The 15,335-nt window shown below is 33.4% G+C and carries 16 protein-coding genes; 2 read left to right on the forward strand and 14 right to left on the reverse strand.

Annotated elements, in window-relative coordinates:
* The 8 genes from G580_RS0108935 to G580_RS0108970 are packed head-to-tail and all read right to left on the reverse strand — an operon-like array spanning window position 1 to window position 7,442.
* On the reverse strand, window positions 1-459 hold the full coding sequence (locus G580_RS0108935) for a pilus assembly protein PilP (protein ID WP_028841851.1): 459 nt from the start codon (window positions 457-459) through the stop codon (window positions 1-3).
* Complete coding sequence (locus G580_RS0108940) at window positions 456-1,055, reverse strand: type IV pilus inner membrane component PilO (RefSeq protein WP_028841852.1); 600 nt, start codon at window positions 1,053-1,055, stop codon at window positions 456-458. The genes G580_RS0108935 and G580_RS0108940 overlap by 4 nt, the downstream gene beginning before the upstream one ends.
* Entirely contained in the window at window positions 1,055-1,597 is a 543-nt protein-coding gene (locus tag G580_RS0108945) for a PilN domain-containing protein (RefSeq protein WP_028841853.1), read from the reverse strand. The genes G580_RS0108940 and G580_RS0108945 overlap by 1 nt, the downstream gene beginning before the upstream one ends.
* Window positions 1,594-2,655: a pilus assembly protein PilM gene (gene pilM / locus G580_RS0108950; RefSeq protein WP_028841854.1), complete on the reverse strand. Its 1,062-nt coding sequence runs from the start codon at window positions 2,653-2,655 to the stop codon at window positions 1,594-1,596. Before pilM ends, G580_RS0108945 begins: the two co-directional genes overlap by 4 nt.
* A 38-nt stretch (window positions 2,656-2,693) precedes the next feature.
* On the reverse strand, window positions 2,694-3,356 hold the full coding sequence (locus G580_RS0108955; protein ID WP_028841855.1) for a hypothetical protein: 663 nt from the start codon (window positions 3,354-3,356) through the stop codon (window positions 2,694-2,696).
* Window positions 3,350-5,353, reverse strand: coding sequence for a dynamin family protein (locus tag G580_RS10770; protein ID WP_051173334.1), 2,004 nt, complete (start codon window positions 5,351-5,353; stop codon window positions 3,350-3,352). Before G580_RS10770 ends, G580_RS0108955 begins: the two co-directional genes overlap by 7 nt.
* Window positions 5,354-5,372: 19 nt before the next feature.
* Window positions 5,373-7,028: a hypothetical protein gene (locus G580_RS0108965; protein WP_028841856.1), complete on the reverse strand. Its 1,656-nt coding sequence runs from the start codon at window positions 7,026-7,028 to the stop codon at window positions 5,373-5,375.
* A 15-nt stretch (window positions 7,029-7,043) separates the two neighbouring features.
* Entirely contained in the window at window positions 7,044-7,442 is a 399-nt protein-coding gene (locus G580_RS0108970; protein ID WP_028841857.1) for a bacteriohemerythrin, read from the reverse strand.
* 201 nt (window positions 7,443-7,643) lie between these two features.
* Here G580_RS0108970 and G580_RS0108975 point away from each other — a divergent pair, with 201 nt between their 5' ends.
* Together G580_RS0108975 and coaD are read left to right on the forward strand one after the other, a co-directional pair.
* Complete coding sequence (locus tag G580_RS0108975; RefSeq protein ID WP_156874821.1) at window positions 7,644-9,047, forward strand: hypothetical protein; 1,404 nt, start codon at window positions 7,644-7,646, stop codon at window positions 9,045-9,047.
* Between the two features lie 39 nt (window positions 9,048-9,086).
* The gene (coaD, locus tag G580_RS0108980; protein ID WP_028841859.1) at window positions 9,087-9,590 is read left to right on the forward strand and encodes a pantetheine-phosphate adenylyltransferase; all 504 of its coding nucleotides are present in this window, start codon (window positions 9,087-9,089) and stop codon (window positions 9,588-9,590) included.
* A 29-nt stretch (window positions 9,591-9,619) separates the two neighbouring features.
* Here the strand turns inward: coaD and G580_RS0108985 are convergent, their stop codons facing one another.
* The 6 genes from G580_RS0108985 to dsrK form a co-directional block, all read right to left on the reverse strand.
* Window positions 9,620-9,808, reverse strand: a complete 189-nt coding sequence (locus G580_RS0108985; RefSeq protein ID WP_028841860.1) for a 4Fe-4S dicluster domain-containing protein — start codon at window positions 9,806-9,808, stop codon at window positions 9,620-9,622.
* A gap of 13 nt (window positions 9,809-9,821) precedes the next feature.
* Complete coding sequence (locus tag G580_RS0108990; RefSeq protein WP_028841861.1) at window positions 9,822-11,225, reverse strand: cobyrinic acid a,c-diamide synthase CobB; 1,404 nt, start codon at window positions 11,223-11,225, stop codon at window positions 9,822-9,824.
* A gap of 89 nt (window positions 11,226-11,314) precedes the next feature.
* Window positions 11,315-12,505, reverse strand: coding sequence for a sulfate reduction electron transfer complex DsrMKJOP subunit DsrP (gene dsrP, locus G580_RS0108995; protein ID WP_028841862.1), 1,191 nt, complete (start codon window positions 12,503-12,505; stop codon window positions 11,315-11,317).
* Window positions 12,506-12,533: 28 nt separating this feature from the next.
* The gene (gene dsrO, locus G580_RS0109000) at window positions 12,534-13,298 is read right to left on the reverse strand and encodes a sulfate reduction electron transfer complex DsrMKJOP subunit DsrO (protein WP_028841863.1); all 765 of its coding nucleotides are present in this window, start codon (window positions 13,296-13,298) and stop codon (window positions 12,534-12,536) included.
* A complete protein-coding gene (gene dsrJ, locus G580_RS0109005) occupies window positions 13,289-13,675 on the reverse strand; it encodes a sulfate reduction electron transfer complex DsrMKJOP subunit DsrJ (protein ID WP_028841864.1) in 387 nt (128 codons plus the stop codon). Before dsrJ ends, dsrO begins: the two co-directional genes overlap by 10 nt.
* A 22-nt stretch (window positions 13,676-13,697) precedes the next feature.
* Window positions 13,698-15,320, reverse strand: a complete 1,623-nt coding sequence (gene dsrK, locus G580_RS0109010) for a sulfate reduction electron transfer complex DsrMKJOP subunit DsrK (protein WP_028841865.1) — start codon at window positions 15,318-15,320, stop codon at window positions 13,698-13,700.
* Window positions 15,321-15,335: the final 15 nt, after the last annotated feature.

The following is a 15,335-nucleotide window of genomic DNA, read 5'->3' on the forward strand; positions in this document are numbered from 1 at the left end:
TCACTCCTTGACTAAACTTAAAACCCTTTGTACCTTTTTACGATTGCCATAAAGGTCGGTAATCTCTTCTTCTACCAAAATCTGATTCTTTTCTATCTTTAAGATCCTGTAATTTCCTATCTTACTTCCTGATTTAACCAGATAACCCATCTTGCTTTCGTCCTGAATAAGAGCCCACTTTTTTCCTTGTTTATCAACTATACCTACTAAACGTATAGAAAGGACATTTTCATAACTTATGGTTTTACCTACTACAGGGGCAATAAAAGGATTTTTAACCTCTTTAGAGTTTATTATATAAGGTTCTTTAGCAAGCTCAACCTTCCAGGTGTCGAGTTCCTTATCGATTAAGTTTGCATTTACCCCCATCTTGGGAGAAATAGGTTCCTCTTTCTTTTTATTACATCCTATTAAAAAACCAATCAAAACTAAACTTATCACCCAAACCTTAGATTTCATTTCTTTTCCTTACTCTCTTTAGTTTCTAAAGGTTTACCTGTATACTGAAAAGTACTTAAGTTTAATCCAAGGGTAAGCCTCTTATCCTTAACTTTAAACTCAAGTTCGTTTATTACCACTAAACGAGGAAGCTTTTGAATCTCGTTTAGAAAATTTATCATGTTGCTAAAATCTCCTACAAGCTCAACAGTAATAGGAATGATCTTATAGTAATCTTTTAGCTCTTCCTTCTCTGGTTTAAACAAGGCTAAGTCTAAGTTGTTCTTTTTAGCAAGCTCTGCTATCTTTTGCAGGATGACAGGTATCTCCTTTTCATCAGGAAAGATAGTCTTTACCACTTCCAAAAATTCTTTTCTTGCTGCCATTTGTTTATTAAGAAAATCAAGTTTGTTAACAACCTGAGAATATTTAGCTATTTCCAAATCTAACTTTTTAACGTCTTCTTCTAAAATATTTATAGCCTCTTTACTGGGTTGATAATAAAACTGATAGAACAACGCAAGGGGACCTATCACTAAAACAATCAAAAGAAGTATTTTTGTTCTTTTAGGGGTAACTTCATCCCAAGCTTTAACTCTTTCGATCAAAGCCTTCATCAAAAACTAACCTCAGCCTGGAATTCTACCAGCTTATCTTGTTTTTTAACCTGGGTAATGTTTACCTGTCTTACTATATCCTTTTTTTCTTCTAAAGTTCTTAAATATTCACCCACTTCTTTCATATCAGCACTTATACCTTCTATCTTGGTTTGATTAGAGCTTATCTTTAATAAACTAAAATAAACCTGAGTTTTACCAAGATTACTAAGGACAACATCTAATCTTTTTAAAATTTTTTCTCTATCCTTTTTAAGAGATAAAATGGTTTCTATCCTTCTTTTAACCTCTTCGTTTTCCTTTTCAAGTTGTTCTACCTTTTGCGCTACCATCTTATATTCCTTAAGCTTAGTTTCTTTAGTTGTTTTTTCTTTAATCAGGTCTTTCTTCTGTTTTTCCATAGAAATAATACCACTTAACATCACAGATAATACAAAAATAACTAAAGGTATGATAAGTTTATAAAACCTGAAAGGTTCTTTATGAATTTCCTCCTTTACTGTTTCCTTAGGTTTAGGTAAAAGATTAAACTTAATGATCATATAAATTCCCTCAAAGCTGCAGCTACAGCATTCGCCCCTTGAGTGTTTATGATCTTAAGATAAGTTGGGTCAACATTAGAGTCTATCTCGATCCTATCTTGTAGATTGATCTTTTTGGTTTCAAGTTTAAGTTTTGAAGTAAAAATCTTTTCTATATCTAAAATTCTTGCTCCTCCTCCTACCAGATATACTACTTCTAAGATTAAATTAAACTTACCTTGTACAAACTCGATGGTGTACTGAATTTCTTTTATGATTTCGTTGATATAGTTTTTGTAAATTTCTTTTACCTCTTGAAATTTCTCAAAATTAGAAGGATTAACCATTACCATCTCTACCATGTCCTTATCCGGAACCAGCTTTCTTATTTCTTTTTTAAGGTTTTTCAAACCAAGATTAAAAAGTTCTCGGTTGTATACAGGAATGTCTTTGGTAGAAAAAAGAAGTCTAACCTTACTTTCTCCCCAATCGACGATTAGTTTGGCCTTTTCTTCCCCTTCTAAAAACTCTACAAGGTTGTGAATATTTATAAAATCTGCATCCATGTTTTTTATGCTAAAATTAAGGCCTTTCAAAAGATTTTCAAACTGTTGAGCTATATCCTTTTTTATAACCAAATAAAGAATCTTATAACTATTTTGCATAGGGAAGATAAAATAACTGTAATAAACATCATCTAAATTATAGGGAACGTCTTCATTAAGCTTATTTCTTATTTCTTCTTCAGAAGGTATATATTGAGATTGAAAAGAATCATATATAAGTACATCATACGAAAGAGAAAGATTAATTTGATTAGAAATTGGTTGAAAAACTTCAAAAATATTTTTTAAATTAGTGCTTAGATATTGAAAATCGTTGATTATTCCGTTTACGATAACATTCGGATAGGTTTTTCCCTGGATGAAATTAGTAAGGATTATATCGTTTTTATTTAAAACCACCTCTGCTATTTTGATAGAGTATGTCCCTATATCTACACCTATATAAGCATCTTTTTGAGGTTTTTTAAAAGTTAACAAACTTTTAAGGTTTTTTAAGTCAAAAATTTTATTCATATCCTTATTATAATATTTTTTTTAAACATAAAGTCAAGTTATAATGCCAATTTTTTACAAAAATCATTCAGTTCTTTTTCAAACTTTTCGATCACTTTTATCAACCAAAATTTCAACTCTTTTTTAGCCTTTTCTAAATAACTGTTTATTTCTTTTTTCCATATTTTTTTTAATCTCTTGTTTTTTTCTTTTATTTTTTTAAAGATATAAATCGGACCTGCTAAAGTAGAGACCGCAGGAATAGCTTTTAAAACTAAAGTTTCAGGGACTGAAGCTATAGCGATTATCCCTCCAGCACTAACAACTACACCTGGTGCTACAGTAATAGTTTTTTCTACTATGGTCTCTTCCTCTTTCAATTTAAGTAGAGAAGGATTATACCTGTTTTCTTTAACTAAAGCCCAATCCTTTATTTTTTCTCTTAAGTTTTCTTTAGAAAAGGCATACTGAACGTCTGAGCCTTTTGTTCTAATTTGTTCTAACACCTCTTTCATAAGATAATTAAGTACTGTATCCAGTAAAACCTCAGACCTTTCTCTCAGAAGTTTTCTCGGATAATGTTTGACAAACTCCTTTAAAAAAAACATGTCTAAATCTTTATCTAAAAAATAAAAAAGTTCATTTTTAATCAACTCGATTTCTTTATCTATGTCTTTATCAAGCTGACTTTCTATGTTTTTTATAGTCTCTTTCTTTAACATATAAGAGCACTCTTTAAATTATCGATTTTTTTAATCTCACCTTCGATCAAGTTAATGTTCTTTTCTAACATAAGAATTTCATAATCTATAAGTTCGTTTGATTTTAACTCTTGTCTTAATTTTTCCAAACCCCTTCTCTTTTCTTCTAAAATTAAAGTAATCCTTTTTTTATAAAAATCAAAAGCACTGTAAAACTCTTCTCTCAATTTCTCGATGATTTCCACAAAATTTTCTATCAGATTGTTTTTCAAAGTCTTAAAAAACATATTTTCATCTAACACCTCTTTAGTACCTATAACCGTCTTTTTTGTACGCCCAGATTTAAACCATTTCCAAGGTTTAAGAAAATTCCAATTCTCAAATAGATCTTCTATCCTTTCTTCTACGATTTCTTCCCTTTTTACCACTCTCTTTTTACAGCTCTCTTCTATGGCCTTAAAATCTATTTTGGGTAAATTTATGTTATATTCCTCTTTAAACTGTTCTCCTATTTGTTTAAGCTTTTCTTTAAAAAATTCAGTAATTTTTTGCAGGTTTTCTCTCACTATCTGGTCTAAATCATTTTCAGCATCTCGATAATACTTTCTCAATTCTTCTAAATCGGAACTTTTTAAAAAAAATTCATAGTAATTAAACTTAAACTCATTTAAAGTAGTCTCTACAGGAGAATGAACCCCTCTAAAAATGGTCATAGCTTCTTCCAAAACTAAATAACAGTAAGCTTCTAACTTCTTCAAACCCTCCTGTCTTCTTTCTATCTCTTTTAAAAACTCCTCTCGATCTTTTTTCTGACTTTGAAGTAAAGCGATCGTTTCTTGATAATGGTTTATCTGTTCTTTATAACCATCTTTAATAGTCTCTAAAACCTCGGTTAAAATAGAAAAGGGTGCTTCAACCAAAAATCTTTCAAGGTTAGGAAGTAGTTGTTTAAAACCAGAAAACTCTAAAAAAGCTTCTTTTTCATCTAATCCTTCTTCGTCTGCCAAATCCTGAAAATAAACTACCCATTTTCTTTTACTCTTATCTTTTTTTATTTCAGCTAAAGGTTTCCCCTTATTTAGCTCTTCATAAATAAGCTTCAGAACACTATCTACCGCAAAAATCCTGTCAGACGAAATAATAGAACCATAAATACGCTTAGCCTCATCTAACAATCTCTCTTTTTCTTCATGAAAAACCGCAGCATGGGTTAAAACTAAAAACAGTACATCTTTACTTTTCTTAGTAATAACCGAAGAAACAAACCTTTTGAAAGACTCAGATTCCACCGGTTTAATAGGGTGGATAAAAAGGACAGCGTTAGCTTTATCCAAAAAAGAAAAAGAAATATCGTATACCCCTCCTACCGCGTTAACCCCTGGCATGTCAACAAAACGTAACTCGTCAAAATCCCAATCAAAGGGATATCCAAGCTCTATCCTTATCGGGATTTTATCTTTACTACGATCCATAGCATATTGTTCCAGTTTATACTTGACCTCCTTAAGTCTTTCCATTCCTGACTTTTCTTCTAAGTACTTTATAAAGTCATCGTCTATCAGAGGAACCTTATCGTGTTCTAAAATATAAAGATCTATCAAGGTTACCGGAATATCCCTGTATTCTTCAGGAATAGAGGCAATCGACTTAAGTCTCTCTCTAAAAATCTCTTTTGATTCTTCTTCAAAAAGTTCTACCCTACCTGAGGCGTAAGTAACTCTTAAAAAAGGTTTTTTAGCATAAAAAATTTCGATAAGTGCACTGGTAGCCTGTAAAACATCGGTAGGAAGTATCTCTTCTTTTATTAAACTATTTATAAAACTTGATTTTCCTGCCTTTACCTCGCCGGCTACCGCCACCAAAAATTGACTGTTCTTTAAGTTTTCCACCTTTTTGGAAAGACTTTCAAGATCTACTCCATCGTTAACCTCTCCCCTTAAAGATTTGTAGATCTCAAAAGCTTCTATAACCTGTTGTTTATAAAATTTATAATCTGTAAAACCTAAACGAGTAAACATCTTTCATTACCTCTTTATTCTATAAAGTTTTTATTTTAGAGTAATGCTCTCTCAACTCCTCTAAAAGAAGCTTTAGTCTTCTTGCTATACCTCTAAGCTGAACCTGTAATTTTTCTACCTTTATAGAATCTTCCTGATTATGAGCAACAATAAGGTCTTTACCTACATTATGAAGGTTTTTCAAAAGACTTTCAAACTCATCAAAGTCAAAATCTTGCACCATCTGTCTTAACCTTTGACCTTCTTCAGAATAATACCACTTTCCGATAGGAAAGGCCTGATAATCTCCCCATCTTTCTGGGTCAAGTCTATCTATACCTTTTATATGAGCCTGCAAACGTAACATATAGCGGTCTATATCCTTTTCGAAAAGTTCAAACAACATTTCTTCCATCTTCTTGGTTTTTACTGTAGAAGCTATGGTTTTCATATAAGAAGAAATAAGCAAGGTTTCATAAGCATTCTCGCTCATCTTATCCATAAGTTGACTGATCTCGTTTGAAACTTGGGTAATTTCTTCAAAAGCCTCGTTAATACTTTCAGAGGTTTTAAGACCTTTGTCTAAATCTTCTGCTATTTCTAATATCTTAGCATTTAAGCCTTCAAGCAACCCTAATATCTTTACTAAAATCTCTGGTTGTTCTTGACTCTCTACATGTTTTAACTTTTCTATCTGGGTTAATATTTCTTTAGCAATGTTATTGATAGCACTGGTGTTCCTTGAAATAGAACCCACAGTCAAAGCAAAATCCTCAGATATTATAGAGGTCTGTGCTACCTGCAAATTCTGGAACTTGATTTTCTCATTAACGTTGTCTACCAATCTAAAAACGTTATCCACCTGGTCTACCAATTTTACTGAATAATCAAGGGTTTTAGAAGTAAAGTTTTTCATATACTCTAACACTTTTTCTACTGCTTTAGACAATCTTCCTATCATGTCCTCTCTTTCTTTGAAAGCTGTTGGAACTTCAACCGTAAGGTCTCCCTCTGCTATTTTATCCAAAACTCTTACTACAGACTCCAAAGGCTGATGGGCTATTTTTATATAGGTAAAATATACAGCTAATGCTGCAGTTATAATACCTCCTAAACCTAAAAATATATATACCAGTGTTACCAGTTTAGTTTCAGAAAATATATACTCTACAGGAACAACAATACTTATAACTCCTATTACTTCTTTTTCTCCTACATTATAATGACATCTTAAACACTCTATGTTAGACTTAATCGGAAAAACTCCTCTCAACTCAAAACCTTCCCTTACTATTACCTCATTTCCTTCTTTTAAGACCTTTCTTTCTAACTCATCTTTCGCATAGTATTGAGGAGATTCTTTGCCATATAACTCGTCTATTTTTTCGTTTCTTATAATCCTAACATTAGGTTGTTGTCTTAAAAATTCTTCTCTAATAATTTTATAGTTTTGCCTTTTATCCCCTACCATTTTATCAAGAAGCGGTCCATGTTTAATGATTGCATTAGATACTATTTCATATTTTTCTTTTAAAGATTGTTTAGCATGTTTTAAACCAAAAAAATAGTTAGCATAAGAAGTAACGATGATGGTTAAAATTATCAACACAGAAAAACAAACTACAATAATAGGAATAATCTTTTGATGTAACTCTAATTTTTTATTTAAATTGCTGAACCAACCTTGAGAAGACATGTCAAACCTCCCCTTTTATTGACTATTTATCTTTCCAGCTAAAAAATTTCCATATTTTTTATCATGAACCAAAAGATGGTTAACCCACCAATTTTTCAAATGTTTTAAAACCTCAGAAAAATTAATTTCTTCCTGATCGATTAACTCTTTAAAAGATCTTTCAAAACCTTCGTGTTCCTCTTTATGCTTCTCTATTTCAGGATAACCATACCTTTCTAAAATTTCTTCCTCAAATTTAAAATGGGTTTCAAAGTAGTTTTTAAGCGTATTTATCGAATTTATCAAAAGTTTTTTGTCTACCTTAAGTCTTACCGCCTCATATAAAGCATTAACCATGTTAAACATCTTTTTATGTTGTTGATCAATCTCTTTAATACCTGTAAGAAAATTATCATTCCATTCTAAAAAAGGCACAGTTTTGCCTCCAATTGATATCTAACAATTATTAGATAATCTTTTTAACAAATTTGTCAAACTCAAAAAAAACAAAAAATTGTATTTTTAATAAAATTTTAGAGGCTTTATCTAAAAATTATTGACATTTTTCAAAAATTTTTTTATAATTTTAAAATCATGTCTAAAATATTAAAGACATTTTTTTTAATACTTATTTTTTTGTCTATATATTCTCATCTTTATGCCTATAAAGACTCCCAGGAAAAACGGTTTAATCTTTGGCCGATTTTTTTCTTTTCCCAAAATTATGAACTAAATTCTACCAGGGTTGAAGCCTTAGGTCCCTTATATCAAAAAACATCTTTTTCTAAAGAAAATGCTACTTCTATAAGACCTATTACTTCTAAAGTTGTCACATCAGAAGGTAAAAAGATCTTTTTTATATCTCCTTTAGGAATTTATCAGTCTGATTCCCAAAGTTCTACCTTAAAAATAGTTCCTATAATCAACAAAACTTGGTATAAGCACTCTCCAGAAGAGCCCGAAGAAAGACAATTTACTTTTTTCCCTTTTTTTACGGGTAAAACCGCTTCGAACGAAACCTATGGAGGCTTTTTTCCTTTTTATGGAAAAATCAAAAATCGGTTTGGTGCTGAAGAAATAACCTTCTTTATATGGCCTCTTTACAGTAAAACTAAATATGAAGAATATACAGCCTACAACATCCTATGGCCTTTTATAAGAACTGTATCTGCTAACCAAGAAAAAAACCGAGCTCTTTACCAAGGCTTTAAAATCTGGCCTTTTTATGGAAACTTCAGAGAAGAGGAACAGGAACGCAAGTTTATCCTATGGCCTTTTTATATAAAAGAAACCATCCATTCTTCAGAAGAAGATTCTTCAGAAAAACTGATAATCTTTCCTTTTTATATTCGCGAAAAAAACGAGGACTTCAAAAAAAAGATAATACTTTGGCCATTTTTTCAAAAAATCACCACCCCAGACAACTCATACTCTCAGTTAGATGCACCATGGCCATTTTTCAGAAAAATTCAAGGTAAAGAAATAGAAGGAAAACGTTTTTGGCCTTTGTACGGTTATGTCAAAAAAGAAGACACCTTTGATTCTTTTGTTTTATGGCCTCTCTATTTTTATCAAAAAACTTACATATCTTATAAAGGAAAAAACTATCATGAAGAGATACATCGTTTCTTAATTCTTTCTAAAGCTCAAAAAACGTGGGAAGGTAACCAAACAGTTGCCAGAGAGTTTAAGATCTGGCCTCTTTTTCATACTATTTCTCAAGGTTCACCTGAGGTCAAAATCTGGTATTTTCCAACGATTTTACCTATTTTTGACGAAGGGTTAGAAAGAAACTATGGTCCACTTTTAAAACTGATGGAATACTACAAAAAAGAAGAATATGTTATTTTTAAGATACTATGGGGTCTTTATAGATATGAAAGATATAAAACTAGAAAAGTACAGGAAATAGGCCCTATCTTAAGGATAGTAGATGGTGAGAAGACAGGTTATGTAGAAATTTTAGAAGGACTTTTTGGAATAGGTCAAAAAGACGGTTCAGCTGTTCTCAAAATATTTTATATTCCAATTAAAGAGTAAACACCCAACACATTTAAAAGTCAAAAAAAGGAGGCATTGATGAGTTGTCCTAAGGTAGTTATTTATCCTGGAACTTTTGACCCTATTACCAATGGACACTTAGACATAATAAACAGGGCTTTAAAGCTTTTTGACAAGGTAATTGTGGCAATAGGTGAAAATCCAGCCAAAAAACCCCTTTTTTCTATAGAAGAGAGGTTGATGATGGTGGAGGAAGCAGTCAAAGAACTTCCAGAAGGACATCGAGTAGAAGTGGAAACCTTTTCTGGATTGTTGGTAGAGTTTGCTAAAGCTAAAAACGCATGTGCCATTATCAGAGGTCTAAGGGCAGTTTCTGATTTTGAATATGAAATGCAATTAGCCTTGATGAACAGGAAACTTTCTAACAGCATTGACACCATTTTCCTTTTATCAAGCCTTAAATGGATCTTTTTAAGCTCTTCTATAGTAAAGGAGGCTGCAAGATTAGGTGGAAAAGTAGAAGATTTAGTTCCTAAGATAGTTTTTGAAAAACTGAAAGAAAAGTTCCCTCTGGGGCTTTAAAGCCCTCAGAGGGAAACAGTCTAAAACAACTAAATTTCTTTAACAGTGATAGAACCTGTTGGGCATACCTCCACACAGGTCATGCAACCAAGACAATCCTCTGCTCTTGAAATGACAGGTTTCCCATCATCTCCTTTGTCATAAACCTGAGCAGGACAAGATTCAATGCAGGTCCCACAACCATCACAAGTGTCATAATTCACGGTAATTTCAAACATGTTGCACCTCCTTTTATGATGATTTTTGTAGGTTAAACTCTTTGGCTTTTTTTAAAAACTTCTCTGTCCAACATTTTACACTAAAAACATGAATATGTGTATAGGCTGCCAGTAAATTTTTAAATAAAATACCATCTTTTTTTTCTTTAAACCCTACTCCTTTTTCCAAGTCAAAGACAAACTTAACATCTTGATTAAGTTCAAAATCTACAGGTTTTGAATAATGAAATTCATGTCCCTTTATAGAAAGCCCTACGTCAAAATAAGGATTTTTCTCTTTTACCTTGGCAACTACGTATCCATGTCCTTGAGGGGTCGGTTCTACCTTAAAAATTATCGGTAATACTTCTGACATTGGATATTCCTTATTTTTCCAAATTATCTTTTTTCCTAAATACATTAAACCACCACATTCAGCATAAACCGGCATCCCTTCTAAAACTGCCTCTTTCACCTCTTTCATCAAGGCTTTATTCTCCGAAAGAGCTTCTGCCTGAACCTCAGGGAACCCTCCTCCTAAATAAAGCCCGTCTATATCTTCAAGAGATTTATCTTCAAAAGCGTTTATCAACTTAATTTCTGCTCCAAGGTTTTGAAAACTTTCTAAATTTTCTGGATAGTAAAATTGAAAAGCCTTATCCCAAAAAACACCGATTTTAATCCCATTTAATTTATTTTTATTTTCTGTTGAATCTTGAGATGAAAGGGATAACTCAAGAGAAGGAACATCCTTAGCCATGGTCAAAAATTTTTCTAAATCAAAATTCTGCTTAATCGCTTGAGAAAGTTCATTCAAAAAGAGTTCCTGTTGATATTCAAAAGAGGTAACCAACCCTAAATGCCTTTCAGGAGGTAAATTTTTCAGTTTAGGTAAAGCTCCTAAAACCTTTACTCCTGTATAATATTCTATAGACTTTCTTATGATATCTTCGTGCCTGGGTCTGGCTATCTTGTTTAAAACAACCCCCTTGATTTCCACACCTTGTTCAAAGTTTAAAAATCCCTTAACCAAAGGGGCTAAACTTCTGGTAACCTTGGTACAATCAAGCACTAAAACTACAGGGGTTTTTAAAACTTGAGCTAACTTGGCAGTACTATAACTTCCATAAACGTCTAATCCGTCAAAAAGCCCTCTATTCCCCTCTATTATCACAAGGTCACTTTGTTTAGCTCCCTGATAAAAAGACTTTAAAACATCTTCTTCTTTAAATAAAAAAGGGTCTAAATTTCTACAGACTACCCCAGAGACTTTAGACAACCAACCTGCATCGATGTAGTCAGGACCTTTTTTAAACCCTGCTACCTTTAATCCCAAATCCCGAAAAACATAGATAAGACCAATGGTTAACAACGTTTTACCAGAACCACCTTTGTGAGAAGAAACTAAAAACCTGGGAACGTTGAACTCTTTATTCATACAGGGAATATATCATAGATTAAAAAAAATTAAAAGGGAAGAAGTTTAGAGTAACTTCTTCCCTTTTATATTTTAAATCTCATTCCTTTCTACTTTTTAATCAATACCCCTTGATATTTAACCCTTAACTCCTTAGCTTCTTTGACCCCTAAGGCTATCTTATAAAGAATGGTTAAAACAAAAAACCCTAAGGCCCAAATACCGATAGCGATACCTATTTCAGGTAATGTAGGACGATAAGGAGTTATGGTTTCAAATGGAGTAGGAGTATATCCTCCGGTAATCAGACCAATACCTTTGTCTATCCAAGCTGCTATAAAAACACTTAAACAAGCAACGGCTAATGTAGTTTCATTCTTTCTCGTAGCTGGAATCACTAAAAGGATTAATGCTATAAAAGCAAGAATATAAGAAGCCCACATAAAAGGCACCCACTCAGCATGTCCCTTTAATCCAGTAAACAAATATTTAATAGGGGCTTGATGGGAATGGATACCACTGTAAAAAGCTGTAAAGACTTCAAAGAAGAAGAAGAGTAAATTTAAAACAAAGGCATAGGTTACTATCTTAGCCAAAGTCTGTATTGCCTTTTGTCCTGCGTCAAAATTAGCAACCCTCTTTAGCAACAAAGCTAATATGATGATTAACGCTGGACCGGCAGAAAACGCAGAAGCTAAAAATCTGGGAGCCATGATTGCTGTTAACCAAAAGTGTCTTCCAGGTATACCTTGGTATATAAAAGCGGTTACAATATGGATACTTGGAGCCCAAAGAATAGCTAAGTAAATAAAAGGCTTTAACCAGGAAGGATATTTTGTTCCTTTATATTCAGCATGCAAAACCGTCCATCCACAGAGAAGGTTTAAAATAAGATATCCAGAGAGAACACAAGCGTCAAAGAAGAAAACCGAGTTCGGGGTAGGATATCTTAAAACATTTAAAACTCTATTTGGTTGACCAAGGTCTACAAAAATAAAAAGCATACACATCAAAACCGCTGAAATGGCTAAAAACTCTCCTAAAACTGTAATCTTTCCAAAATCTTTATAGTTATGCCAGTAGTAGGGAAGAACTACCATGACAGCTGAAGCTGCTACACCAACCAAAAAGGTAAAGTTGGCAATATAAAATCCCCAGGAAACATCTCTACTCATACCAGTGATACCTAAACCAATCTTCCACTGGAGCAGATAGCATAAAAACCCTATAAAAATAAGGGTGCCTAAAAAGGCAAGCCATAACCAATACTTTTTACTTCCTGTTAATGCCTTTTCTATCATATTTCTACCCCTCTCTGTTTAAAATTTTCTATCCGATCAAATAAAAAACCGAAGGATAGGTAGTCAATTCCTCCTTTCTTCTAACAGCTAAACGTTCTTTTAATATCTTGTTAATCTCATCGTTTGGATTTTTAAGATCTCCAAAAACGATTGCCTTGGCAGGACAGGCTTCTACGCAAGCAGGTATTTTACCTTCAGCTATCCTTTCATAACAAAAAGTACATTTTTCTACTACACCTTTCATACGACTAGGATATTCAGGATTTACCTTAGCAATAAAAGGTCTTGGATCTATCCAGTTAAACGACCTTGCCCCATAAGGACAGGCAGCCATACAAAAACGACAACCTATACATCTGTGATAGTCCATCATTACAATACCATCTTCTCTCTTAAAAGTTGCCTTGGTAGGACAGACTCTAACACATGGTGGGTTATCACAATGGTTACATAAAAGCAAGAAAGGTGTATCATGAAGTTTTTCGTTTAAATAATGATTAGCTTCATGCTCAGGAAAAGCATGTTCAAACTTCTCCTCCCAGATCCACTTAATTTCTTTTTTCTTATCAGGGATGCTGGGAACATTATGTAAAGAATGACATACCTCTACACATTTCAAACCACAGGTAGCTCGGTTCTCCTTACATTTAACCACGTCAATCGCTAAAGCCCATCGACTACCTTTCAAAGCCTCTTGAGGCTTTGTATAAACACCCCCTACAGCAGCTGAAGCTGCTGTACCTATTAAAGTTAAACCACCTAATTTTAAAAGGTCTCTTCTTTTTATTGCCATTTTTCTGCCACCTCCGGTGCAATGTGACAACTCCAACAATCTGGGTGTGTTACTACAAAATTATGACAACTATCACAAAACTTTTCTTTGTTGTTATGGCACTTCATACAAGTTTTTTGTAAATTAATAAAATATTTTTCTCCATCTTTAGCAACATATACATGTTTGTTTTCACGAATGGCTTGTTTCCTCCAATCATCTAAAAGTTTCATATGATAGGCTCTCATGTATTCCTTAGATTCAATACATTTAGCCTTGTCTTTAGGCAGCTCTGGTTGAGGAATAGCCTCTACCCTTCCAAAATTTAACCACATAGGTATCGTAAAAAATACGATAAGAACTACTATAAAAACTATCACCTTTCCAGCATTATACATACCATTTCCTCCTTAGGAAGATTTAATCTACGCCTTTTACAGGAGTTTTTAATGGCCTTCTCCTCAAATCTACATCCCTTGACCTCTCTCCTTCAAACACTAAGGCATTGGCAACCAACTCATGAAGACCTCCTACCTCAACTCCAGGAACCCAATATTGTAAAAGAGTGGGTAAAGCAGCTCTATCTATAGCACAAATACAGGCAAGATGATTGACCCCATATTCTTTATGGACATATTCTACTGCGTTAGCCCTTGGTAAACCACCTCTCATCCTGATTTCCATGTTTTCTCCAGCATTAAGTCCAGATCCACTTCCACAACAGAAGGTCTTTTCACGAATGGTATTTTCTGGCATTTCTACAAAATTATTACATACATGCTTTAAGACAAACCTTGGTTCCTCAAAAATTCCCATACCTCTTGAAGTGTTACAAGAGTCGTGGAAAGTAACTACTAAGTGGTCGTTTCTTGATGGATCTAATTTTAATTTTCCGTGAGCGATCAAGTCAGCGGTAAACTCAACTATGTGAATGATTTTGTTAGATTTAGCATGCTCAAAAACTGTTCCAGTGATAGGTGATTTAGGAACCTCTAAGAAATCTAATGGACCAAAGAAAGTATTATGGTATTGATGCCAAATCCTCCACTTGTGCCCACATTCTCCACCCATCAACCATTTAACCTTAAGCCTTTTAGCTTCATCATATATTTTTGAATGTAGTCTCTTAGCCATTTCTAAAGAATTGAAAAAGCCGAAGTTTCCACCCTCAGTAGCAAAAGGGCTCATCGTAACATCTAGGTCTAAATAATGGAAAAGAACAAGATAACCTAACATAGTATAAATACCTGGCTCAGCAAAATAGTCCCCTGATAGGGGAACAAACATGATTTCAGCACCTTTTCTGTTTATATACTTGTCTAAATCAATCTTAATTCCCGTAATCTCTTCAAACTCCCAAACCAAAAACTCCAAGTTTTCTCTAAAAGATTGAGGAGGTACACCTACATGGTTACCTATATAATAACTGTTATGAACAGGCTTAATTCCCCAATCTGTACCAATTCCAAGCTCAAGCAAGATCTCTCTCATCATCATGGTTATCTCTGCGGTATCAATCCCATAAGGACAGAAAACCGAACATCTTCTACATTCTGTACACTGATAAAAATAATAAAACCATTCTTTTATTACATCTTCATCTAATTTCCTAGCTCCAGCTAACCTTCCAAATAACTTTCCAAAAGTACTAAACTCACCTTTTATAACAGACCTGACCAACTCAGCCCTTAAAACCGGCATGTTCTTAGGATCTCCTGTACCAAGGAAAAAGTGACATTTATCGGCACAAGCTCCACATCTTACACATATATCCATAAACAGCTTAAAAGCACGATTCATTCTCATCCTTCTTTGAAGTTCTTCCTTCACCGTTTCTTGCCAACCATCAGGCAAGGGCCATTTCTCATCATAAGGCTGCCATTTCCCCATGTGGTTAAGGTCTAACTCTTCTAAATATTTAGGCTCTACAATACTTAGATAATAACCTTTCTTCAATTCAGGTTTTATCTCCATCCAATCTTTAGCTGGAGTACTGTGCAATTTTACATCAGATATTAATTCGTCAGGCTTGGGAAGGCTCATTCTTACCTCCTTTAG

Source organism: Thermodesulfobacterium hveragerdense DSM 12571, assembly GCF_000423845.1.
GTDB classification, from domain to species: Bacteria; Desulfobacterota; Thermodesulfobacteria; order Thermodesulfobacteriales; family Thermodesulfobacteriaceae; genus Thermodesulfobacterium; species Thermodesulfobacterium hveragerdense.